We start from the raw sequence: 23,047 nt of genomic DNA, 5'->3' as shown, positions 1-23,047 counted from the left end.
GGAGGGGCGGGGGTGGTTTTTGATCATTGTAAAAGCCTCACCCCAACCCTCTCCGAAGGAGAGGGGGCTATGATTCGAAGCACGTTAATCTTCCTCACTTGAAGGAGTACGGCAGCATGGTGCAGATCCCTATCCGCCTTGGCCAGATCAGATTGAACTAAATTTCGGGTTGCATCTTATTTGCGTAGTCAGGCTTGCGAAATTTTCAATCGTTCAGGCTAGTCACTAGCTTAAAATATTTCTGAATATGGCCTTTTGTAGCATGAACCCATCCCGATTTTAATACATGCCTTAAAATGCAATCAACATGCCTTAGGGATGCAATAGGAGTGCGATGGACCATCAAGGGGAATCTAATACTGATGTGATTGATAAAGGTTATGGAATTAATGCTCATTAGCTCCAATTATTAAGTCGCATTACGGTAAACTGTAAGAAACCATTCAAGTAATTATCGATTTTGATCCTATTGAATTTCTAAACCAAGTGTTATGGCCAATTACAGATTAAATTTGAACTGACGATAAGCTAAACAGGCCGGTCGTTATTGCTGAGCTGGTAGAATCATAATGCGTTGGTATTCTTAACTCTGGTTCGCTGGCTTGTTTCGGCTTGCCGTTGCGAGTGGATTTGAAAGAACAAAATCAATTTTTTTAGTACATTGTAGCAATGGAAAAAGAACCGCTCATTCAATTTATCAAGGCAAATATTCCGAATATCAATGTTACGCCTGCTGGTCTTGAAGTTATAGCTGCCCATTTTGAAGAAATCGAGTTTTCGAAAAATGAGTTTCTGTTGAAACAGGGAAAGGTGAGTGACTATTATTATTTGGATGAAGGTTTTGTAAGGGCCTTTACCTTTGATGCAGCGGGCAACGAGATTACTACTTTTTTCTACCCTGCGGGACGGGTTGCTTTTGAAGCCTCGTCATTTTTTCTTCGGGAACCCTCTGCGGAGTACTTGCAGGCCATTACGGATTGTAAAGTGTATGCAACGAGTTTTGAAAAACTGAATATGCTGTTTCATTCGGTGCCAGAGTTTAGGGAGTTTGCCCGGGCCATGCTGGTGAAAGAATTTGTGGCCTACAAGCAGCGTACACTCTCGATGATTAACAAGAGCGCAGAAGAGCGATATGCAGACATGATTGAGCACCATAACGAGGTTTTTAAATATGCCCAGTTAAAGCACATTGCGTCTTATCTTGGTATTACAGATACTTCCCTGAGCCGCATAAGAAAGGAATTTATTAAAAGGTAAGTATTTAATTTCTTGCCATTTGGCAATTTGTTTCCTGTCAATTGGTAAGTAGGTTCTGGCTAATGCTGGCGTTCTTTGTATTGTACTTAAAAACAAGACCATGGAACATTTACCAATTTATGTTTATTTAACATTCGGTATTACTGTTGTAATTGCCATCTGGTTATTTTACCGGGCTACTAATTATTCACGAACTTTCTTAACAGCACTTTTGCTCTGGATTTTACTTCAATCGATACTGGCCATAAGCGGTTTCTACAAAGACCCGAATACGCTCACCGAACGCTTCCCGCTTCTGATTGTGCCACCACTGTTGTTTCTGATCTCAAGACTGGTAACCAAAAGCGGAAGAACTTTTCTGGATGGATTGAACCTTCCTACATTAACTGTTTTCCATGTGATCCGAATACCGGTGGAATTGGTTTTGTTTTGGCTCTACTTAAGCAAAGGCGTTCCTGAGGCTATGACCTTCCACGGGCGGAATTTTGATGTCTTTTCCGGGATCTCCGCTCCGTTTATTTACTACTTTGGATTTGTGAACAAGAAACTGAACAAATGGGTTATTATAACATGGAACCTGGTTTGTCTGGCGTTGTTGCTTAACGTAGTTTCATCGGCTATTCTTTCTTTACCAGCAAGGTTTGTTTTATTCGGCTTTGAGCAGCCTAATGTTGCGTTAGGCTATTTTCCCTTTATTTTATTGCCCGCTGTATTGGTTCCATTGGTTTTGCTTTCAACGGTTGCCACAATCAGGCAGTTATTGAAGATGCCGTTCGGATCATAAGGATTGATTTTATAGTCTCGGAGCCAGAGGCTGACAATTAAATCCCGTTGATTAAAACATTTTTATCGGTTTGATGCTTAGGAATAGGTAAGTGCTTCATTTGAAGCTAGTCATGAACAATAAAAAACCAAATTATGTTCAAAATCATCGGGATAAACTTATTGGTATTTGCTGTATATGCTTTACTAATTGTCCGCACCAGCGCTGTAGCAGACAGGGGATTTAGCATCGCTGTAGGGATGGGGGTATGTATTTTTTTTCACGTGATGTTAAACCTGGTTACAGCAATTGTTTTTTTAGTGCTGGGTAAGAAAGCGTTTGTGAAATCTTTTTTTATAAGTGCGGGTGTGTTGGCGCCGGTTGGCTTTGTTACCTGGCTGATTTTGCTTAGTATTTATGGTTAGTTGCTCAGATTGTGCTTTGCAAGGAAAAATGATTTGAATCGGGCGGTGGTTATTCCCGCATAGGCGGGAATTTTAAAGCGCTGGCTATGGCTTCGTATGCTCAGGATGACAAGGGTGATTGCTTCAGTTCGCTCATTTCCATCCTCGCAATGACGGTGGCTTTTTAAGTTCATTGAGATCCCTAGTCAAGCTGAGGATGACGGCCGTTCATAGTTGGTGGTACGAAAGATGTTTAAGATCGTTCCTGTTTGGTGCTTGTTTAGAGGAAGTGCTATTAGGTTGGAGATCCTTCGTAAACTCAGGATGACAAGGGGGATTGTTCGGCTCGCTCATGTCCATCCTCGCAATGACGGTGCTTATTATTGCATTAAGATCCCCAGTCAAGCTGAGGATGACCGTTCATGGTTGGTGTTCATTGTTGGTGGTAAGAAAGATGTTTAAGGTAGCTAGGGGCTGGTGCTTATTTAGAGGAAGTGCTATTAGGTTGGAGATGCTTCGTAAACTCAGGATGGCAAGGGGGATTGCTTCGGCTCGCTCATGTCCGGCCTAGCAATGATGGTTTTTGTGATCGCTTAAACTTTCTTCACCGATTTCAAAAATACAAAACCAACCACGCCCGATAATACCGATGCGGTTAATATGGCAAACTTTGCTTCAGCAATGTGCAGTGCTTCACTAAAAGAAAGCAGGGCAATAAAAATCGACATCGTGAAGCCGATTCCGGCCAACATGCCCAAGCCTAAAATATGTTTCCAGCCAGCTCCAGTTGGTAAATCTGCCCACTTAAGTTTTACGGCAAGCCAACTGAAAAAAGTTACGCCAATCGTTTTACCGACAAATAAACCGATAATTATTCCAAGTCCGAGCGGAGAGATCAGACCCGAAATCATTTCTTTTTGAAAGGTAATGTTGGTATTTGCCAAGGCGAATATTGGCATAATGATGTAATTGACTGGAACAGTTAAAAAGTGCTCCAATTTTTCTAAAGGCGATAAAACATCTGTTTCATTTGTGGGAATGGTAAAAGCCAGAAGCACCCCGGCAACTGTAGCATGAATACCAGAATGATGAATGAAGTACCAAAGGAATATTCCAGGGATGATATAGAAGAAAAGGTTTTTTACGCCGAAATAATTCATTAAACTTAGTAGAATGAAAATTCCTCCAGCCATTGCCAGGTATTCAAAATGAATTTCATTGGTGTAAAAAATGGCAATGACCAATATCGCACCCAAGTCATCTACAATTGCCAAAGCGGCTAAAAATATTTTCAAACTTGTGGGTACATTTTTTCCAAGCATGGCAATGATGGCTAAGGCAAATGCAATATCTGTGGCCATTGGGATTCCCCATCCAGAAGCGGTACCCGCTCCTTTATTGAAGAGGAAATAAATGGTTGCAGGAACAAGCATTCCGCCTAGCGCAGCAATTACGGGTAAGGTTGCACTTTTAGTTGAGGATAACTCGCCTTCAATTAATTCTCTTTTGATTTCTAAACCGACCAATAAAAAGAAAACAGCCATTAATCCATCATTAATCCAAGCCAGAATGCTGTAATTTACCGGCCCAAAAACCAATTTGATTTCCAAGAAATTGGCGAAACTTTCTTTAAAGGCTGTATTTGCAAGGATTAAGGAAATGATCACGAAGGTTAAAAGTATAAATCCGCCGATTTGTTCTGATTTGAAAAAACGCTTGAATACTTCTAAGTTGATGATTTTAGCCATTGTTGTAAAAATAAGGAATTATTATTGTTTTGTTACGGTTTGCCACCGAGGGCTTTTTTCTTTTTCTTTATAAAAAGAAACAAAAATCAAGGCTTGGAACTGATGTCGGATAAATTCGTTAAAGCTTTTAGAGCGGCATCACAAGTCCCGATGAAGGATCGGGAAGGACGTGATGCCTTGGGCTGTGGTGGATTGAACGTTTTTGCAAAAGCTTTAACGTTTTCTCCTTCCAGCAGTTCCTAGGCCGGAATGCAGGATGCAAAAACCCCCATCCGCCCGGTGGGCACCTTCCCCCTGAAGCGTGAAGGTAGTAAAGCCTCACCCCAACCCTCTCCGAAGGAGAGGGAGCTATGATTCGGAGTTCCCAATTTATCCACCCTTAAAGGGGAAGAATATTAGAATGTGGGGGATTTAGGCGCTTTATAATTCCCCTCTTTTAGAGGGGTGCCCGTAGGGCGGGGTGTTTCTCTTGAAGTTAGACCATCTCGTCATCCGCGTATCTTAATGCTTTTATGGTTTCCCTTATCCCAAAAATGTTTCTTTTCTCGGCTCACCGACGTCGAGGGACACTTACTTCTTTGCTTGATCAAAAAAGTAAAAAACCTGAGCGCAGCGAAAGCATGCCCTCCATTAAGCCTTAAACAATAGGGCATAATTGAAAGGCTTGGAACTGATGTCGGATAAACTCGTCAAAGCTTTTAGAGCGGCATCACCTCCTTCCCGACGAAAGATCGGGAAGGAGGTGATGCCTTGGGCTGTGGTGGATTGAACGTTTTTGCAAAGCTTTAACGTTTTCTCCTTCCAGCACTTCCTATGCCGGAAGGTAGGGTGCAAAAACCCCCATCCGCCCGGTGGGCACCTTCCCCCTGAAGGGTGAAGGTAGCATGATGCAGAAAAACCTAGGTGCTTATATTCCTTTTTTGGAGTTAATTTCAGTTCAAGGGTTAAAGACTATGAGGGGAACTCCCACTCTTAATTTAGGAGGGGCGGGGTGGTTAATTCCTCACCCCAACCCTCTCCGAAGGAGAGGGAGCTATTATTTGGAGTTCCCAATTTTCCACCCTTAAAGGGGAAGGATATTAGAATGTGGGGGATCCAAGCGCTTTATAATTCCCCTCTTTTGGAGGGGTGCCCGTAGTGCGGGGTGTTTTTCTTTAAGTAGACCAATCCATTATTGCGAGGTGAGTGTATTAATTTTAAGAAAAAAGCCACAGATTCTTGGATTTTTAAATCTGCGAATCTGTGGCTTAACTTTTAAGGCTAAGGTTCTGAAACAAGTTCAGAGTGACGACATGTTATGGTTTCTTGCCAATGTTTACCCTTACATTGATTTCGAAATCTCCATCGGTATATCCACTGATGGCCGAAGTTGCCGTATTGTAATAGGCCATAAAATAAAGTGTCGATTTATAGTTCATTCCGAAGCCAACCGTTGCATTTTCGGTATTGTGATACATGGCCATCACGTATAATTTATCATTTGCAAAATTGGCGTTGATGCCCGCATCCCATAAATTATCGTAATTTTTGATTCCTCTAAAAACGCCTTTGGGCTCTAAAGTAATTCCGTTTAAGCCTGTTCCTAAGGCAAATTTATAGCTGATGGCAGAATAAAATGTGGGTTTATCGGCAAAGCTTAAATCATCATTTCTGAATACAGAACGCATGTTTGGAACTGCTCCTTCTATATTTAATCCGTTAGAAGTGTAGGAAACTCCAAAATCTCCATCCAAATAATAACCTCTATCGTTAAAACGGGCAATTGATGGATCGTTGAAATCGATGTTTCTAATACTGCTCAAATCCAGTTTATCCTGACTGGCGCCAAAAGAGACTCCGAAATTTAATTTCTGATCTTCGCCATTCAAGGGCAGGTGATAGGCAAACGTTCCTACGGCTTTGGTACGCTGGATACCTCCCGATTTTTCGTTGTAGAAATTTACCCCCCAGCCAACTTTATTTACTTGTTGATCTAAAGTTACGCTTTGTGTAATCGGTGCGCCTGGAATGTTGGACCACTGCTTTCTAAAACTTCCATTGATGTTAAAGCCTTCGTTTACACCCGCCATTGATGGGTTTACCAAATACTTATTTTGAAAATACTGTGCATTTAAAGGTAAAATCTGAGCGTTTGCTTTGTTAAATATTAAGGTGCTCGCTGCAAATAAGAGGGTTAAGCGACTAATTTGCTTTATATTTTTTGTAATTGCTTTCATGTTTTTAATTAGTCTCTAATGATGTTAATAAAACCTTTAAAGTTGCCTAAGTTGCTGCCTAAGTCCAGAATGTAATAATACGTTCCTTCCGCAAGTGGACTTCCGTTAATTGTTCCGTCCCAATCGTTGGCGTAAGTATGCACGGTATATAAAACCCGACCAGCCTTATCGAAAATCTTAAGGGTATTATTAGGATAATAATCGATGTTTTTGATGATAAACTTATCGTTTATTCCATCCCCATTAGGTGTTACCACATTACTTGCATCCAGTTTATAATCATCAATTACGGTTATGCTGATGGTTTGATCGATGCTGCAGCCGCTGGTATTGGTTACGGTAACTTTATAAGTGCCAGTTTGCTTTGGCCTAATGGTTACTGTTGCAGTGCTTTGTCCGCTAATGATTTCGCTACCAGTCCAGCTGTATTGATTGCCTCCTGTTGCTGTTAAAATAATGACATCGCCCTTAGAAATTGATAGGCCTTTATTGCTGCTAATGGACACCACCGGAAGTGGATTGATGGTTACCGTAGCCGTACCCGTTTGCGCCTGACTGGTATTTACATCAGCCACGCTCACCAAATTATACACAAAATTGCCCACTGCGCTTGTTGTTGCGGTAACCGTAGCCGTAGTATTTGTTCCGGTTGTGGAAACCGTTCTGTTTGTTCCGCCGTTAATGTTGTAGGTAAAGGTATATGGTGCGGTTCCCTTTGTACCTGTAAAGGTAATTGTTGGAGCGGTGCTGTTGATGCATAGTGCCGTATTGCCAGAAATGGTTGCCACCGGTTTAGGCGTGATGTGAAAGTTGGCCGATTTAAAGTTTATTGCATAATTGGCATTGATGGCCAAAGTGCCTTGGTTAATGGCATAATCGCCCCCTGTTTCTCCAGCCACGCGAACCAATGCGCCACTAAACGTATCTGATCCTAACAATGCAGGAGTAGAGATATAGGTAAGTGGAGGATCGACCGTTCCTTCTATTTTAGTTTTCGCATCGGCCGTAACATTAATGGTTTTTGGGTTTATGGTTAAAACCTGTTGCTTGGCTACAGCCGGATTGTAAAATGTATCGCCCGGCTGGTTCGCTGTAATGGTAACCGTACCTGCTTTTACAATGTGGATATCTGTATTGGTGATTGTTGCAATATTGGTATCGCTGCTGGTATAGGTAATGTTGATGTTTGTATTATCACTTGTCGCAGCTGCGGGTAAATCGGCATCGCCATACGTTGCTGTTCTTGTTGCGGCGAAGGTAATGTTCTGTGCTTTTTTTACAACTGCATCATCACGGGTATACCAAATGGGCGAAGTTATAATTCTACTTCCATCGGCTTCTACGATATCAGCATAATAATAACCTGTAGCTAAATTCGTCAATGCATTATGCGTATAGGTTAAACTTGTTGAAGCGCCAGCCGTTAATTCTACCGGGTTTGTACCGCTTCCGGGTGTTCCATAAATAATTTTAATGCTTGTTACCGGACTTGTGGTAATGGAGCTGACTTCAATTTGTGGTGCGCCAGCTGTTTTAAATACACTGCCAACAGGTTGTTTATTTATGGTGAAAACGATTTTTGCCGCTGAATCCTGCGAGGCATAAAAACGCATTTTTTTGATTGCATCAAGCAAATCGTTTTCAGTAAGTGCAGGAGCAAGTACAACCAATCGTGCCCGTGTGTGTCTTCCGAAAGTTAAATTGTGATTATCATGATCGATACTCGCCCCCAGGTGATAGCCTTTGGCCAGCATGCGATTGTAATAACTTAAGTAACTCATCGAGCTTGCCGGGTCTGAATAAGTTACATTGGTTGAAAATGCCGGTCCGCTTTCTAGCGCCGTTCCAACAATTGCACTATCTGCACTTAAATCGTAAGTGGCTGAAATATTATTGTAGTCTGTTGTGTTTGGGTGCGCCAAGGTTGCCACCGCATTTAATCCGTATCTGTTGATGATTCTAAATAATCCCGTCGGGCCCGTATATACACTTTTAGGAACATAAATCTGATTCTCTCCAGATTCCCATCCAATTAAGGAATCAATTCCATAAACAATTACGTGTCCGCCACCACTAATTACGCCCCATTCCATTCCGTGCATGGCAACGAATGTAGAGGTTGTTGCTTTTTTGGCCGCATCAATACCGGGTTGCCAGCTGGCTAAAGACATGCCTGCTTGTGTATGGTTGTGCTCGGATATGCCCAGGAAATCAAGATTCATCGAATTTTTGGCGAAAGCATAATCATCCTCTGGTTTTTTAGTTAAATCGTCTTTGTTTCCATCAGAATAACTGCTGTGGCTGTGTAGGTTTCCATAATAAAAATTCAGCTTGTTTACATCTAGAATTCCTGTTTTTAAATTGCCCAAGAGCGGTTGAGCGGTTAAGTATAATGGGCCTCCACTACATGCACTATTAATTGAATAAATAAAGAAATAGTAATTGGTGTTTTGGCTTAATCCGTTTCTAATAAAAGTATTTCCGGTTCCTCTTTTAACTACGATACCACCACCTAATTGATCGCCAACCGCATATGTGGTCTGATTCACCGGAGCGGCAGATAAAGTATTCGTTGTGCTCATTACCACGAGATATTCATCTGCGCTGGTAGATGCCGTAAATGCAGCCTGAATAAAATTGTAATTTGATGAGGTTACGGTAAAGTTTGTAGGTTGTGCAGTTGGTGTTGCACATGGCAACAATGCTTTTGTAGCCTGACGAGCTGTTAAAATATTGCTGGTTAAATATTTTGGTCCGCCGGTGCATGAAATGTTATTTAAGGGAATAATAAAATAACTATAGCTTGTTGCATCGGCGAGGGCATTATCCGTAAAAGTATTGGTTACAATTCTATTGGCTACAACACCGCCTCCAAAAGCCGAACCTACCGTGTAAACTGTTCCATCAACAGGAAGTGCAGATAAGGTTGTATTTAAGCTTCTGATGATTAAATATTCGTTTGCATCAGTAGATTTTGTAAAACTTGCCGAAATGCTGTTTGTGGTTACGCTGCTGAAAACCAATGCCGTAGCAGGGTTTGAAGGTGCGGCACATGGTGGTAAATTTGGCGGAAAATGAACGCCCAATCTATTTACATCATCATCATCAATGGCGTTTTGTACGGTAGCAAGTGGGGTTTTGGTCCAATCATCATCAATATAAGCTGGACTTGGTGCCGTTACATTTAAACTTCTTACGTAAGAAACATCCTTCGCATTTACCCCTTGTCCGAAGGCATCGATAATATTGTTGTTTGCATCTAGAAGCGCAACGCCATCATTACCATTAAAATTGATTACGGTATTGCTATTCAATACAGCACTAGCGGTAGTTAGGTATGGAACTTCTGTGTTACTATTGCCGGTGTTGCCCAATAAAACGCTTCCCCGTGCTGGAATGGTAAAGTTTAAATTTACAATCTGAGATGGCGCTCCGGTAATGTTGATGTTTCCAGCATCGCCAGAAATGTTGTATAAAGCTAGTTTTAATTGAGGGGAGGCCGTGTTTATAGGCGCATTACTTAGGTTGGTTAATTCGATCCATTTATTTACCGAAGTGCCTTCGTAGTATTGACTGATGATTATTGGCGCACTTACCAAGGGAGGATTGGTTGTGGTTACATCTAAATTTGCAACCGCCGTTTGTAGGTTTCCAATATTGTCTTGAGCTGCAACATATAAGGTATAAGTTGTTCCTGATGATAAACCGCTAATGGTTGCTGTCGCATCTACATTGGCAACATTGGTTAACGAACCTGATTTTGTTACAACGGCGCCTGTAGCATCTTGGCCAGCCTTTACCTGAGCAGGTGTTGGGGCGGTTGAACCAGATGGTAACAATACATAATAGGTTGTTCCTGCTTCGTTGATGTTGTGTGTAAAATCAATCGAAGTTAGGGTTGCATTACTGGTTTTAGGATAATTGGCCGCATTAACAGGAGGCGTTATATCCGCAGCACCAAGCGTAGAAAAATTTAAAGTGGTAAAGCTGGTTTGTACATTCGGTGTTGTTGCACCATCTTCTGATACAGTGTAAATTCTGTAAGCTGTAGACAGTGTTAAGCCCGTAATGGTTGCAGTTGCGTCTGTATTGGCTAAATTTGTAATTGTGCCAGATTTAAATGCAGCCACATTATTTCCATCTCTTCCGGCCTTTATTTGGGCTGTAGTGCTTGGTGCCGTTCCGGTTGCCGGAATTAATACGTAATAAGTATTTCCTGCTTCGTTAATGTTGCTGAGCAAGTTAACGGTTGTACTCGTTATCGAAGCCGTTTTTGGATAACCGCTTGCATTGGTTGGTGGTGTGGTATCAACCGTTCCGGATGTGGTAACGGTACCACCGATGCTAAAGCCCGGTCTTCCGGCTGCAGGGGAATTGAATCCCCATCCACCCGTTGCGGTTTGTCCGCTGGCATAATAGCGAATGGTTATTGTGGTTCCGGATGCAACATTTTGTAATGCAGTAATGCCTGATAAATTTACTGTTGGGGCAGCGTTGGGTGCTATTGTTGCACTTGTAATCGCAGATGGAGCACCAATTAATGTAAAATTTGTTCCATCCAAACTATATGCATATTGCGAGCTTACACCCGCATTGGCATAGTAAGTAGCTGTTCCGGCAAAAAGTGCATCTAGAGAAGACAAAGAAACTTTATTGCCCGCAGAGGCGGCGATCGTAACCTGAAAATAATCTGTGTTTGCAACAGAAATGCCATTGTTTTGAAATCCAACCGTTCTGAATGAATTGTTTCCTGCACTGGCAACTGCACCTGCTCCGCGTGTTAAAACCGGAACACTGGCCAAGCCTGGATCTGAAGATGATGCGGTAGAGGTTGCAAGGGTAGATTGCCCGGTAAAATCCCAAGTGGCTATCTGTGCTAGCGACGTTCCAGAGAAATACAGGGTAAATAATAGAGATAATAGTAAAAGTTTTTTCATATAAATTTTATAGGGATATAAAATGTTTTATAATCTTATTTGATCATGATGTTCAGCAAAAAATGCTATTAATGAAGATTTTGATTAAGATTTTAATCTGAAGTGGTAGCGTTTTAACATAAGAGGGAATAAGGATGGTTGTTGGACGATTTAAATATTCACAGGTATTTTATCCCATGTGGGAGATTACTGCTTTAACTGAAAATATTAAGGGAAACCAATTTGCATAGCAAACGATTTTTTGCTGGATGACAGCCTTATTGAAGTAATTGTGTCGTCATATGGGATGATTAGGATGTAAAAATAGGGGGCTAGTATTAATTTAATATTACAAGGATGTTAAATCAGGAGCTTGCTTGATAAAAATGATTGCGTAATCAGGAAATGAAAATATAAATTTATATATTTCTAGTTTATTTTAATCCAATGTGGATAAAATTAATTGAGAATTGAGTAGAAAGGCTTTTTTTGATTGTTTTTTTACAGAAAATCGTCGATATTTCCTTTACCCTCCCGAATGATTTCCAATTCTCCATTGGTGCAATCCACTACAGTTGATGCTTCATTATCTCCATAGCCGCCGTCAATCACCAAATCGACCAGATTTTCATATTTTTCGTGGATCAATTCCGGATCGGTCGAATATTCAATCAATTCATCGTCGTCTTTAATTGAAGTGGATAGGATGGGATTTCCCAGTTCTTCTACTATACAGCGGGCGATGTTATTATCTGGAACACGGATACCAACTGTTTTCTTGTTGGAGCTTAAAAGCTTTGGAACATTGTTGTTTGCATTGAAGATAAATGTAAATGGCCCTGGAAGCGCTTTTTTTAAAACTCGGAAAGTTGTATTGTCAATGGGTTTTATAAAATCAGAAATGTGCTTTAAATCATGGCAAATAAAAGAAAAATTGGCCTTTTCGGGTTTTATGCCACGAATACGGCAAATTTTTTCGATTGCTTTTGGATTGGTAATGTCACAGCCCAAACCATAAATCGTATCTGTAGGATAAATGATGATTCCCCCTTTTCTCAGAACTTCTACCACTTGTTCGATGGCTCTTTCGTTGGGGTTTTCTGGATAGATCTTAATAAGCATAGCGTAAAAATAACAATTTAATGGTGTCAGTTGTTTAATAATCCTAATCTTTGCATTAACAAAACATACGCTAATCTATAATTATGAGAAAAGCTTTCGTCGCGATTGCCGCATTTTTAGTTGCCTTAACCATAATGTTGGGCCTTTATCATCCATTTTTATGGTGGACATTTATTTTTACCGGTCCGTTTGTAATTCTAGGTGTGTACGATTTATATCAGCCAAAACACAGTATTGTTAGAAATTACCCGGTTTTTGGACGTTTGAGGTATTTCATGGAAGAACTTCGTCCAAAGGTTTACCAATATTTTGTAGAAAGCGATACCAACGGAACGCCGTACAGTCGTTTAAACCGTTCGCTAATTTATCAAAGGGCAAAAAAAGATAATGATACCATTCCTTTTGGAACGCAATTGAACGTTTACGATAATGGCTATGAATGGTTGAGCCATAGTATTGCCGCCATTTCCCATCACGAATTAAATTTAGATCCTAGGGTTTTGGTAGGCGGACCGGATTGTAAAAAACCATATTCGGCGAGTATCTATAATATTTCGGCCATGAGTTTTGGGTCTTTGAGTCAGAACGCAATTTTAGCCTTAAATGGTGGCGCCAAAATGGGCAACTTTGCCCATAATACGGGTGAAGGCGGAATCAGTGATTATCACCGCCAGCCGGGGGGCGATTTAATCTGGCAAATTGGTACAGGATATTTTGGTTGCCGCAATGCCGATGGCACCTTTAATTATGAAGCTTATTCTGAGCGGGCGAAAACGGATCAGGTTAAAATGATCGAAATTAAACTGTCTCAGGGCGCAAAGCCAGGACACGGCGGTATGTTGCCTGCAAAAAAGGTAACCCCTGAAGTTGCCCGGATTCGTTTAGTGCCCGAAGGAAAGGATGTTTTATCGCCACCGGCACATTCGGCCTTCAATACGCCGATAGGCTTATTGGAATTTGTTAAAAAGTTAAGAGATTTATCTGATGGTAAGCCAGTTGGTTTTAAACTTTGTATTGGACGGAAGAGTGAGTTTTATGCCATTTGCAAAGCCATGATCGAAACTGGAATTTATCCGGATTTTATTACCGTAGATGGGGGCGAGGGCGGAACGGGCGCTGCGCCACAGGAATTTTCAAATTCTGTAGGGATGCCGTTGCGTGAGGGTGTTGCCTTTGTTTACGATGTTTTAAATGGTTTCGACCTTAAAAAGCACATCAAAATTATTGCCTCTGGTAAAGTAGCCACTGGTTTTGATTTGGTTAAGAATATTTCGCTTGGCGCAGACATGTGCAACGCCGCCCGTGGCATGATGTTCGCTCTAGGCTGCATCCAAGCGCTGGAATGTAACAGTAATACTTGCCCTACAGGGGTTGCTACACAAGACCAAAGTTTAATGAAGGGCTTGGTTGTAGAAGATAAAACGGTTCGTGTTAAAAACTTCCACAACTTAACGGTGGCCAGTGCAGTAGAGCTTTTGGGTGCTGCTGGCTTGAGAGAAACGAGTCAGTTGAGTCGGGCTTATATCAATAGAAGGGTTAGCCCAAGTGTTATGCAAACCTATCTGGAAAGTTTTCCATACATTCCGGCAGGAAGTTTATTGCAAACGCCTTATCCAACCCGTTTCGAATTGGGCATGGCGCTCAGCAGCTCAAAAAGCTTTGCTCCAACAGATTATAAAGTTTCGGCAATTGATTATGCACATGCTAATCCATATGGTGATGCCATGCATGATTAGGGATAATATGCTGAAGAATAATTATTTTGATTGTTGAGAATATTTGGCTGAGATGGGTGGTGAGACAACAACCGATTGGTTAATCTGCCTCCGATGAATCAGATCCTTCGTGCCTCCGGATGACAGAATATTTTATATTTTAAAGATTTCTCCGTTTCGTTGCACTCCAGTCGAAATGACGATTGATTGTTAGATAAAAAAACCGTTTGAGTTACTCAAACGGTTTTTTATTAATTTATAAAAGTACCCTTTAGGGAATTTAGGGGTTTAAAACTCTGCATTTTTAGGGAATCTTGGGAAAGCAATTACATCACGGATGTTGGTCATGCCGGTAACGAACAATACCAAACGTTCGAAGCCTAAGCCAAAACCTGCGTGTGGTGCAGAACCAAAACGACGTGTATCTAAATACCACCAAAGTTCATCCTGAGGGATATTCATGTCTTCCATGCGTTTGGTTAAGCGATCTAAACGCTCTTCACGTTGTGAACCACCGATCATTTCACCAATTCCGGGAAACAAAATGTCCATCGCTGCAACAGTTTGTCTTCCTTCTGCATCCGGTTCATTTTGGCGCATGTAGAACGATTTGATATCTGCCGGATAATCCGTTAGAATTACCGGTTTTTTAAAGTGTTTTTCAACAAGATAACGCTCATGCTCACTTTGTAAATCAGCTCCCCACTCATCAATTAAATATTTAAATTGTTTTTTCTGATTGGGTTTAGATGATTTTAAAATTCTGATTGCTTCCGTGTAGGTTAATCGTTCAAAATCATTAGCCAAGCAGAAATCCAGTTTCTCCAACAAAGTAAATTCACTGCGCTCGTTTTGAGGTTTTTGTTTATCTTCTTCTGCCAAGCGTGTATTTAAAAATTCTAATTCATCCTTGCAGTTGTTTAAAGCATATTTAATTACATACTTCATCATGTCTTCTGCAAGTTGCATATTGTCTTCTAAATCGGCAAAGGCAACCTCAGGTTCTATCATCCAAAATTCTGCCAAGTGCCGGGTGGTGTTCGAGTTTTCTGCTCTAAATGTTGGGCCGAATGTATAAATCTGTCCGAATGCCATGGCTGCCAATTCGCCTTCTAACTGTCCAGACACCGTTAAATTAGTTGCTCTAGCAAAGAAGTCTTCGGAGAAATCGACCTTTCCATCTGCAGTTCTTGGTGTATTGTCGAAATCTAAAGTGGTTACCTTAAACATTTCGCCTGCCCCTTCGGCATCACTTGCCGTAATTACCGGTGTATGCATATACACGAAACCACGCTCGTTGTAAAACTGATGAATTGCAAAAGCTAAAGCATGACGCACTTTGAAAACTGCGTTAAAAGTATTGGTGCGGAAACGTAAGTGCGCAATTTCGCGTAAAAACTCAAGGCTGTGTTTCTTAGGCTGCAAAGGAAATTTTTCGGGATCGCTATCCCCTAAAATTTCTACAGTTGTTGCTTTAATTTCTACGCTTTGTCCCTTACCTAAAGATTCTACCAATTTACCAGTAGCCGCAATTGCAGCGCCGGTTGTTATTCTTTTTAACAGCTCCTCTGGTAAATTATTAAAATCTAGTACAACCTGGATATTGCCCATGCAAGATCCGTCATTTAATGCAATAAACTGATTATTCCGGAAGGTTCTAACCCATCCCATAACCGTTACCTCTGTGTCAAATGCTGTCGATTTTAATAAATCTTTAATTTGCTGTCTCTTAATCATATTGTTATTTGTAAAAGGCGCAAATTTAGGAAAAATTGTTAGAATGTTAAGCCTGGCAAATTGTTTAATTGATGGAGCGGTTAATTGTGGAAATTGGTTAGTTGTTGGAATTGCTTTAACCTATTGATTGCTAAAATCGTTTATTGGTTAATTGATCGTTCTAGCAAAAGAATGCTTTTGATCGGATTAAATCCTAACTATTTTCCCATCGATTTATCCCTAATGGCTTTGAATTCTGAACCTTTCTTCCATTCGGGAAATGTAGTTTCATTGCTGAGCTTAAAGCCTACATTAAATAAAATGTTTGCAATTTGGGCAAAGCCATCAACATTCATTTTGTCGTTATATTCATCAGAGGGCTGGTGGTAATGTTTTTCGTTATATTCTTTTTTCTGTGCTTTTCCATAATCCGCACCTTTAGCAATACTCTCCACTCCGTTTACAATATCTATTGCCGGTACGCCCACTTTTGCAAAATTAAAGTGATCGGAGCGGTAATAGCTTCCGGCACCTGGTCTTTGGTCGCCCACTGCAATCATTTTGTTCTGTTCTAATTCCTTAACTACATAATCTTCTACCTCGTTTTGGCCTTTTCCTTTGATGGATACATCTTTGGTTTTTCCATAGAAACCTAAAGCATCCATATTTAAATTGGCTACAGTTTTATTTAGAGGGTAAATGGGGTTGGAGCCATAATATTCTGAACCCAATAAGCCCTGCTCTTCGCCTGTTACGGCCAAAAATATAATTGATCGCTCTGGTTTCTCTTTGGAATCCTGAAATGCTTTTGCTACGCCTAGCATTGCGGCGACACCACTTGCATTATCTACAGCACCATTATAAATGGAATCTCCGTTTATTTTTGGTCCAATGCCGAAATGATCCCAGTGCGCTGAATAGATGATGTATTCGTTTGGCCTTTTGCTGCCTTTTATCTTAGCAATTACATTTTGAGAAGTGGCATATTTTAGTTTATTGCTCAGGTTTACAGAAACATTTAGATTTAAAGGCACGGCTTTGAAATCCTTTTTTCGGGCATACGCACGTATATCGCCCGTAATACCAGCACTTGCCAATAACTTAGCCGCCGCTTGCTCTGTCATCCATCCTTCTATTTTGCATCTAGACATGTGCTTGTCCTTTTCCTGTAGATATAGCTTTGCGCCGGTATTGCTATTTTTTATAACCGACCAATCATAACTTGCCGGTTCTGTCTGATGAACAATAATGACTCCAGCGGCACCCTGTCTCGCTGCTTCTTCATATTTATATGTCCAACGGCCGTAATAGGTCATGGTGTCTCCTCTGAAAAATCCTTTTTCATTTGACTTAAATCCGGGATCGTTTACCAAAACAATTACGGTTTTTCCCTTCACATCAAGATTTTTATAATCGTTCCATTTGTATTCTGGGGCAACAACGCCATAACCTGCAAATACCAAGGGTGAATTTTTAAGTTGAATGGTATCTTGCTCTCTTCTTGTAAAAGCTACAAAATCCTCCACTGCCTTTAAGCTGACGTTTTGTTTACCACCAGTAATTTCCATTGTTGAAGATGGGGTAGAAGTGATTTCTACCATGGGTACTTTCTGCACATAACTCTCTCCATTGCCTGGTTCAATACCCATTTTTTTGAACTGTGCCGACAAGTAATTTACGGTTTTGGTTTCTCCGATGGTAAAAGGCTTTCGTCCCTGTAAACTATCATTTGCCAAAACAGCTATATGAGATTTGATTGTTTTTGATTCAATTGGGCCTAAGCTTTCTGCTTTTTTATCTTCTTTACAATTGGATAATGCAGTAATACTTAAAACTGCTAAAAGTCCTGTTTTAATTTTATTCATATTAGTTATTGGTTCAATAGAATAAGCAAAGTAATAAAGTCATCGGATGAATATAAGCAAACTGCAGGTATTCATCAGATGACTTCATTAGTTTAATGGTTATTAATTCGATAGAATATCGAGCTGATAAAAAGTCATCGGATGAATATAAGCAAACTGCAGGTATTCATCAGATGACTTCATTAGTTTAATGGCTATTAATTCGATAGAATATCGAGCTGATAAAAAGTCATCGGATGAATATAAGCAAACTGCAGGTATTCATCCGATGACTTTAATGAAGAATCTAATCCTGCTAAATTCTGATTATTGTTGTTGTTGTTGCTGGATTGCCTCCATATATTGCTGATAGCTATTTTGCTTTCTGGCCGTAGTAAGGGTTGCTGATGGTTTGGAATAGTTGATTTCCTTCGGCTGGAAATAATTTTCGTTATCGTTAAAGTCTTCATCGTTGTATCCTACAGAAACATTTACTTCCATAATATGCTCGAAACCGCCTTTATAAACACCCTTAACCGGCGAACAATCGGTAAAGTTTCTCCCCACGGCCAAACGTACATGGTTTTCGTTTGCGATGCAATTATTTGTAGGGTCTAAACCCAACCATCCGTATTCTGGTAAATATGCCTCTGCCCAAGCATGTGTAGCCCCTTCGCCACGCATTCCATCCCGATTTGGGCAAATGTAACCGCTTACGTATCGAGCTGGGATTCCGGTTAAACGTAGCATTGCAGTTAGTACATGGGCAAAATCCTGGCAAACACCTGCCTTTAATTTCATAATTTCCTCAATTGTTGTATCAACCGCCGTTATTCCCTTTATGTATTCATAATTCTGAAATACATGAGCGCAATATTTTATTGCAGTTTGGTAAGGTGTATCTTCGGCACCTCTGATGCTTAATGCGGTTTCTTTTAACTGCACAATCCCATCAAAACTTTCCTGACGTAAATAGTCTATGTACGGAACTTCGTATTTTATTAAGTCCAAACCGTTCCACTGTTCGCTGCTAAACATATCGTCTTGAGGTAATGGTTTAGGGAAAGTTTCTACACTTACTTTCGAAAAGATCTTTAACTGTGTGTGTGGTTCGTTTTGGGTAAATGTTCCAACCTCATTTCCATAGTAATCTATAAATATTTCTATTTCGGGACTCCCAGAGATGTTCAAATCATGTTTGACCACCTTTTGAAAATCGTCTTTTATCGGGAATAAAATAATCTGGTTTGCACTATCCCGAACAGGCAACTCGTATTTATAATTGGTAATGTGTTTAATTTTAAAAATTGGCATATATGCTTTTGTTAATTCTATTCGTAATTGGACTAATCGGGATGATTATTTCTTTATGAATTTGCAAAATAATATTCGTTTAACGAATTTCCAATGCCAAAAAGTTCGGCTCTAATCTGCGTTAAATAATTGTGCAGTTCTTCTTCACCCATGGTATTTACCGAGCTGTAGGTAATCATGCTTCGCAACCGACCTATTTTAAAGGATAAATTATTGTAATGTTCGATGTTGTTTTCGCTTTTCAATCGCCCGAAGTACCTTTCGATATTGTTCATGGAGTAAAGTGCAGAGCGGGGGAAATCGTTGTTTAGCATAACCAACTCGATGATGTTTTTAGCATCAAAACCCTGACGATAAGTTTTTAAGTATAACTCATATCCGCCCAGCGATAAAAGCAAGTGTTTCCAATAAGCGATATCCGTTAACAAATCGGGATTGGTGCTTATGGAGCTAAATTTAATGTCTAAAATATCTATGGATTGAATGCTTCTTTCAAGATGCTTGCCAATTTTCATAAAGCTTCGGCTTTCTCCGCGTTCCATCGCACTATCTGCTGTTCCGTGGTAAAGCATTACCTGCTTAATGAGGATATCTAAGGCCGTAATCGGATCGTCTTTTTGCACATACCAAAGCAGTTTTTCGTCTTTAACGGTGTGGTAGTATTCATTTAAACATTGCCATAAATCTTTCGGAATGTGTTCCTGAACACTTCGGGCATTTTCGCGGGCCAGGGTAATGATGTTTAAAATTGAATTTGGGTTTTCACGATTTAATAAAAGGTATTCGATTACGGCACGACTGTCATGCTGAATATTCAACAATTCGTTTTCATCATCAGAAGAAAATATCCTAATGACAGGTTTCCAGGTAAATTCCTGAATGGTATCCTGAGATGAGGCATAATTTATTTTTAACATGCGCAACATACCGTCGCTGCGCTCTACATATCTACTTAACCAATATAAGCTTGATGCTACTCTACTTAACATATTTGTATTCTAAGAAGTTAAAACCCATGTATCTTTACTGCCTCCGCCCTGCGAACTGTTCACCACCAGCGAGCCTTCTTTTAGCGCTACGCGAGTTAATCCGCCGGGTACAATGGAAATTCCATCAGGGCCATTTAAGGCAAAGGGCCTTAAATCTATTCTGCGTGGCGCCAATTTGCCGTTAATAAAACATGGGGCAGAAGAGAGGCTGATGGTTGGCTGGGCGATAAAGTTTCTCGGGTCTTTTAAAATTTCCAGTTTGTATTCTTCGGTTTCCTGCTCGCTTGCGGCATGTCCCATCAGCATTCCGTAACCGCCACTTCCATTGGTTTTTTTAACCACCATTTTATTGATGTTGGCAAACACATGTTCGAGTTCATCGCGGTTGCTTAATTGATAAGTGGGTACATTTTTAAGGATGGGTTCTTCATTCAGGTAATATCTGATCATATCTGGAACGTAGGTGTAAACCGCTTTATCATCGGCTACGCCATTGCCAACTGCGTTTACAATGGCCACATTTCCTTTCCGGTAGGCGCCCATCAAACCTGCAACGCCCAACACACTATTTGGGTTGAACACTAAAGGGTCTATATAATCATCATCCACACGACGATAGATTACATCTATCTGTTGTAAACCTGTGGTTGTTTTCATGAAAACCTTTTGGTTTTTAACCACCAGATCTCGTCCTTCTACCAATTCGACACCCATTAACCGGGCCAGGGTGGTATGCTCATAATAGGCAGAATTATACATTCCTGGACTCAACAATACTATTGTTGGGTTAGAAACAGCTCGTGGCGAAAGTGCCATTAAGTTTTTATATAGAATTGCCGGGTATTCGGTTACACTTCTTACACCACACTGCGGAATAAGATCAGGAAAAAGTCTTTTGGTAATTTCTCTGTTTTCGAGCATGTAGCTTACGCCCGAGGGGGTGCGGAGATTATCTTCCAGCACATAAAAGGTCCCATCGTGATCGCGAATTAAATCGATGCCTGCAATGTGGATATAAATATCGTGAAGCACATTCACATTATGCATTTCGCGAAGGAAATGCGGACAGGAATAAATAACGTTAATAGGAACAATTTTATCTTTAAGGATAAACTGGTTACTGTAAACATCTTTAAGAAAAAGGTTTAAGGCTTTTAGTCTTTGTTTAATTCCTTTTTCAATAAACGACCATTCGCTTGAGGTAATGATGCGTGGGATGATATCAAAAGGAAAAATTTTCTCAATTCCTTCGCCACTATCGTAAACGGTAAAGGTTATACCCTGGCTCATAAACAGTTTTTTGGCCAACTCTTCCTTTTTGTTTAGGTTATCAAGCGATTCTTTTGAGAAATTATTAATGAAATTTGAATAGTGATTTCTATAATTATCACCATTTAAGAACATTTCATCGTAAGTGTTTGGATGATTTAAGTAATTTTTTATAAAATTTTCTATCATTTGACTTAAATATTTCCTTAAAGTATGATTTTGAAAGTAAAAAGTCGTATTAATTGTATAAAAAAATAAATTTACCAAGTTTTTTTAGAGCATGTCTATATATTTTTACCTCATTTAAAGTGTTTTATAAATATTTTATAAAATATTTTAATTTATTTGTGAATATTACTTGCTAATATGAATAAAGTTTGTACTTTTGTAATGCTCGTTAATTATTATTATATATTTGGTTTAAAAAAAGCGCTGGTAACGGCGCTTTTTTTATAAAAACGTTCAAAACAGGATATTCATAATCAACATAAACCAAACAACCTAAACTAAATAAAGCTTCCAAGGATAAAACCAAGGAAGCTTTGTTGTTTTATGAGTGTGTAGAAATGGCCGATAAAAAAAAAGCCATCTTAAATAATTAAGACAGCTTTTTCAATATATGTTTTGTTGTTTATTGTTCTGAATACGTGATTTTATTTACGTGTTTATCAATTTCCCATCTTCCTGTTCCTTCTTCACCAATTACTTCGAACAATTCTAATGCCCTACGTGCTTTGTATTCTTCTTCACGTTGCTCTTTCAGGAACCAGTTTAAGAATTCCATTGTTACAAAATCCTGTTCTTTGTGGCATCTAGATGCTATGTTTTTGAAACTTTGGGTAATTGCAATTTCTGCTTCCAAAGCATCTTCGAAAACTTCTCTGAAACCTGCAAACTCGGTTTTAATTCCTGTTACTTCAGGTGATACAGCATTACCGCCCATATCTAAAACGTATTTAAACAGTTTTAACTGGTGCACTCTTTCTTCTTCAGATTGCTTTGCAAAATAATCTGCCGAAAAATCGAAACCATTTTGATCGCACCAAGACGACATTGATAAATATAGTGAAGAAGAGTGAGCTTCTTTTTTAATTTGCTGATTTAAAAGTGTTTCAATATCCTGAGATATTAAACATTTGATACGCATTAGATCTTTCATGTTTCTGTGCTTTAATAACAATACAAATGTAACACCTAATCATCTAGATTGTGTGAACTATTTGCTATATGAAATTAGTCTAAATTGCTGTAAAGTAGGTATTTATAATGAGTTTAAATAAGGGAAAATGTAATATGGAAAACGTAATATGGGAAATGTAATATGGAAAATGTAAGGTGGAAAATGGAAAATGGAAAATGTAAGGTGGGAATGAAAAATGTAAGATGAAAAACAGTGTAATAGAAGATAAGATCTTTAATAAACCAATCTGTTTAAGCAATCATTAACCATGTGGTTAAGTTTAAACATGGTAAAAGTGCCGTGAAGTAAATCTTTCAATGCTACAATTTCTAAAGCGCTTAAAAGATATATGTGTTCGCAACCGTTAAAAGTTACCAGCTCGAAATCGGCTCTGTTCGTATTTAAGAGTAATGCTTCAACATCGATATTCTCGACTATCTTTTTTAGTTTCTGTAATGACAGGCAATTATAGCGAGCAAATTTCCCTCCGAAATCAACATAAAAGCAGTTTAACTTATCAGATTGATAAATAGAACCTTGAGTATTTGAGAATACGTTAATCAGTTCGTTAATGTCTACACATGCTTTTTCCAT

General features: G+C 39.7%; 16 protein-coding genes. 5 read left to right on the top strand and 11 right to left on the bottom strand.

The genetic code is table 11. The features are described 5' to 3' along the window. The first annotated feature begins 669 nt into the window (after positions 1-669). The 3 genes from DF947_RS17915 to DF947_RS17905 all read left to right on the top strand — a co-directional run bounded on the left by DF947_RS17915 (position 670) and on the right by DF947_RS17905 (position 2,445). Positions 670-1,257 carry a Crp/Fnr family transcriptional regulator gene (locus tag DF947_RS17915; protein ID WP_109931479.1) on the top strand — a complete coding sequence of 196 codons (588 nt, stop codon included), beginning with the start codon at positions 670-672 and terminating at the stop codon, positions 1,255-1,257. 100 nt (positions 1,258-1,357) lie between these two features. Then, complete coding sequence (locus tag DF947_RS17910; protein WP_109931477.1) at positions 1,358-2,041, top strand: hypothetical protein; 684 nt, start codon at positions 1,358-1,360, stop codon at positions 2,039-2,041. A gap of 134 nt (positions 2,042-2,175) precedes the next feature. After that, positions 2,176-2,445 (top strand): hypothetical protein, encoded by a 270-nt coding sequence (locus DF947_RS17905; RefSeq protein ID WP_109931475.1) that lies wholly within the window; start codon positions 2,176-2,178, stop codon positions 2,443-2,445. 572 nt (positions 2,446-3,017) lie between these two features. On the opposite strand, the gene nhaA is transcribed toward DF947_RS17905, so the two are convergent. Further along, entirely contained in the window at positions 3,018-4,172 is a 1,155-nt protein-coding gene (nhaA, locus tag DF947_RS17895; protein ID WP_109931471.1) for a Na+/H+ antiporter NhaA, read from the bottom strand. A 102-nt stretch (positions 4,173-4,274) separates the two neighbouring features. Here nhaA and DF947_RS22305 point away from each other — a divergent pair, with 102 nt between their 5' ends. Further along, the gene (locus DF947_RS22305) at positions 4,275-4,415 is read left to right on the top strand and encodes a hypothetical protein (protein WP_158526292.1); all 141 of its coding nucleotides are present in this window, start codon (positions 4,275-4,277) and stop codon (positions 4,413-4,415) included. Positions 4,416-5,467: 1,052 nt separating this feature from the next. Here DF947_RS22305 and DF947_RS17885 read toward each other — a convergent pair. The 3 genes from DF947_RS17885 to DF947_RS17875 form a co-directional block, all read right to left on the bottom strand. Further along, positions 5,468-6,388 carry a PorP/SprF family type IX secretion system membrane protein gene (locus DF947_RS17885; protein WP_109931466.1) on the bottom strand — a complete coding sequence of 307 codons (921 nt, stop codon included), beginning with the start codon at positions 6,386-6,388 and terminating at the stop codon, positions 5,468-5,470. 8 nt (positions 6,389-6,396) lie between these two features. After that, entirely contained in the window at positions 6,397-11,325 is a 4,929-nt protein-coding gene (locus DF947_RS17880; protein WP_109931464.1) for a T9SS type B sorting domain-containing protein, read from the bottom strand. A 480-nt stretch (positions 11,326-11,805) separates the two neighbouring features. Beyond that, entirely contained in the window at positions 11,806-12,426 is a 621-nt protein-coding gene (locus DF947_RS17875) for an L-threonylcarbamoyladenylate synthase (RefSeq protein ID WP_109931462.1), read from the bottom strand. Positions 12,427-12,509: 83 nt separating this feature from the next. Between DF947_RS17875 and DF947_RS17870 the strand changes: the two genes are divergently transcribed. After that, a complete protein-coding gene (locus DF947_RS17870) occupies positions 12,510-14,162 on the top strand; it encodes an FMN-binding glutamate synthase family protein (RefSeq protein WP_109931459.1) in 1,653 nt (550 codons plus the stop codon). Between the two features lie 267 nt (positions 14,163-14,429). Here the strand turns inward: DF947_RS17870 and asnS are convergent, their stop codons facing one another. The 7 genes from asnS to DF947_RS17835 all read right to left on the bottom strand — a co-directional run bounded on the left by asnS (position 14,430) and on the right by DF947_RS17835 (position 23,047). Further along, complete coding sequence (gene asnS / locus DF947_RS17865; RefSeq protein ID WP_109931457.1) at positions 14,430-15,878, bottom strand: asparagine--tRNA ligase; 1,449 nt, start codon at positions 15,876-15,878, stop codon at positions 14,430-14,432. Positions 15,879-16,075: 197 nt separating this feature from the next. Further along, positions 16,076-17,722, bottom strand: coding sequence for a M28 family metallopeptidase (locus DF947_RS17860; protein ID WP_109931455.1), 1,647 nt, complete (start codon positions 17,720-17,722; stop codon positions 16,076-16,078). 306 nt (positions 17,723-18,028) lie between these two features. After that, positions 18,029-19,015, bottom strand: a complete 987-nt coding sequence (locus DF947_RS17855; protein ID WP_109931453.1) for a transglutaminase family protein — start codon at positions 19,013-19,015, stop codon at positions 18,029-18,031. A 53-nt stretch (positions 19,016-19,068) separates the two neighbouring features. Beyond that, entirely contained in the window at positions 19,069-20,004 is a 936-nt protein-coding gene (locus DF947_RS17850) for an alpha-E domain-containing protein (protein ID WP_109931451.1), read from the bottom strand. Between the two features lie 9 nt (positions 20,005-20,013). After that, positions 20,014-21,462 (bottom strand): circularly permuted type 2 ATP-grasp protein, encoded by a 1,449-nt coding sequence (locus DF947_RS17845; RefSeq protein ID WP_109931449.1) that lies wholly within the window; start codon positions 21,460-21,462, stop codon positions 20,014-20,016. A 442-nt stretch (positions 21,463-21,904) separates the two neighbouring features. Next, positions 21,905-22,432 carry a ferritin gene (locus DF947_RS17840; protein WP_109931447.1) on the bottom strand — a complete coding sequence of 176 codons (528 nt, stop codon included), beginning with the start codon at positions 22,430-22,432 and terminating at the stop codon, positions 21,905-21,907. A gap of 255 nt (positions 22,433-22,687) precedes the next feature. Further along, positions 22,688-23,047, bottom strand: coding sequence for a hypothetical protein (locus DF947_RS17835; protein ID WP_109931445.1), 360 nt, complete (start codon positions 23,045-23,047; stop codon positions 22,688-22,690).

Origin of the sequence: Pedobacter paludis (assembly GCF_003173575.1) — a bacterium.
GTDB lineage: Bacteria > Bacteroidota > Bacteroidia > Sphingobacteriales > Sphingobacteriaceae > Pedobacter > Pedobacter paludis.
Note: the sequence above shows the minus strand (reverse complement) of the source record. Positions and strands in the feature narration are given on the sequence as shown.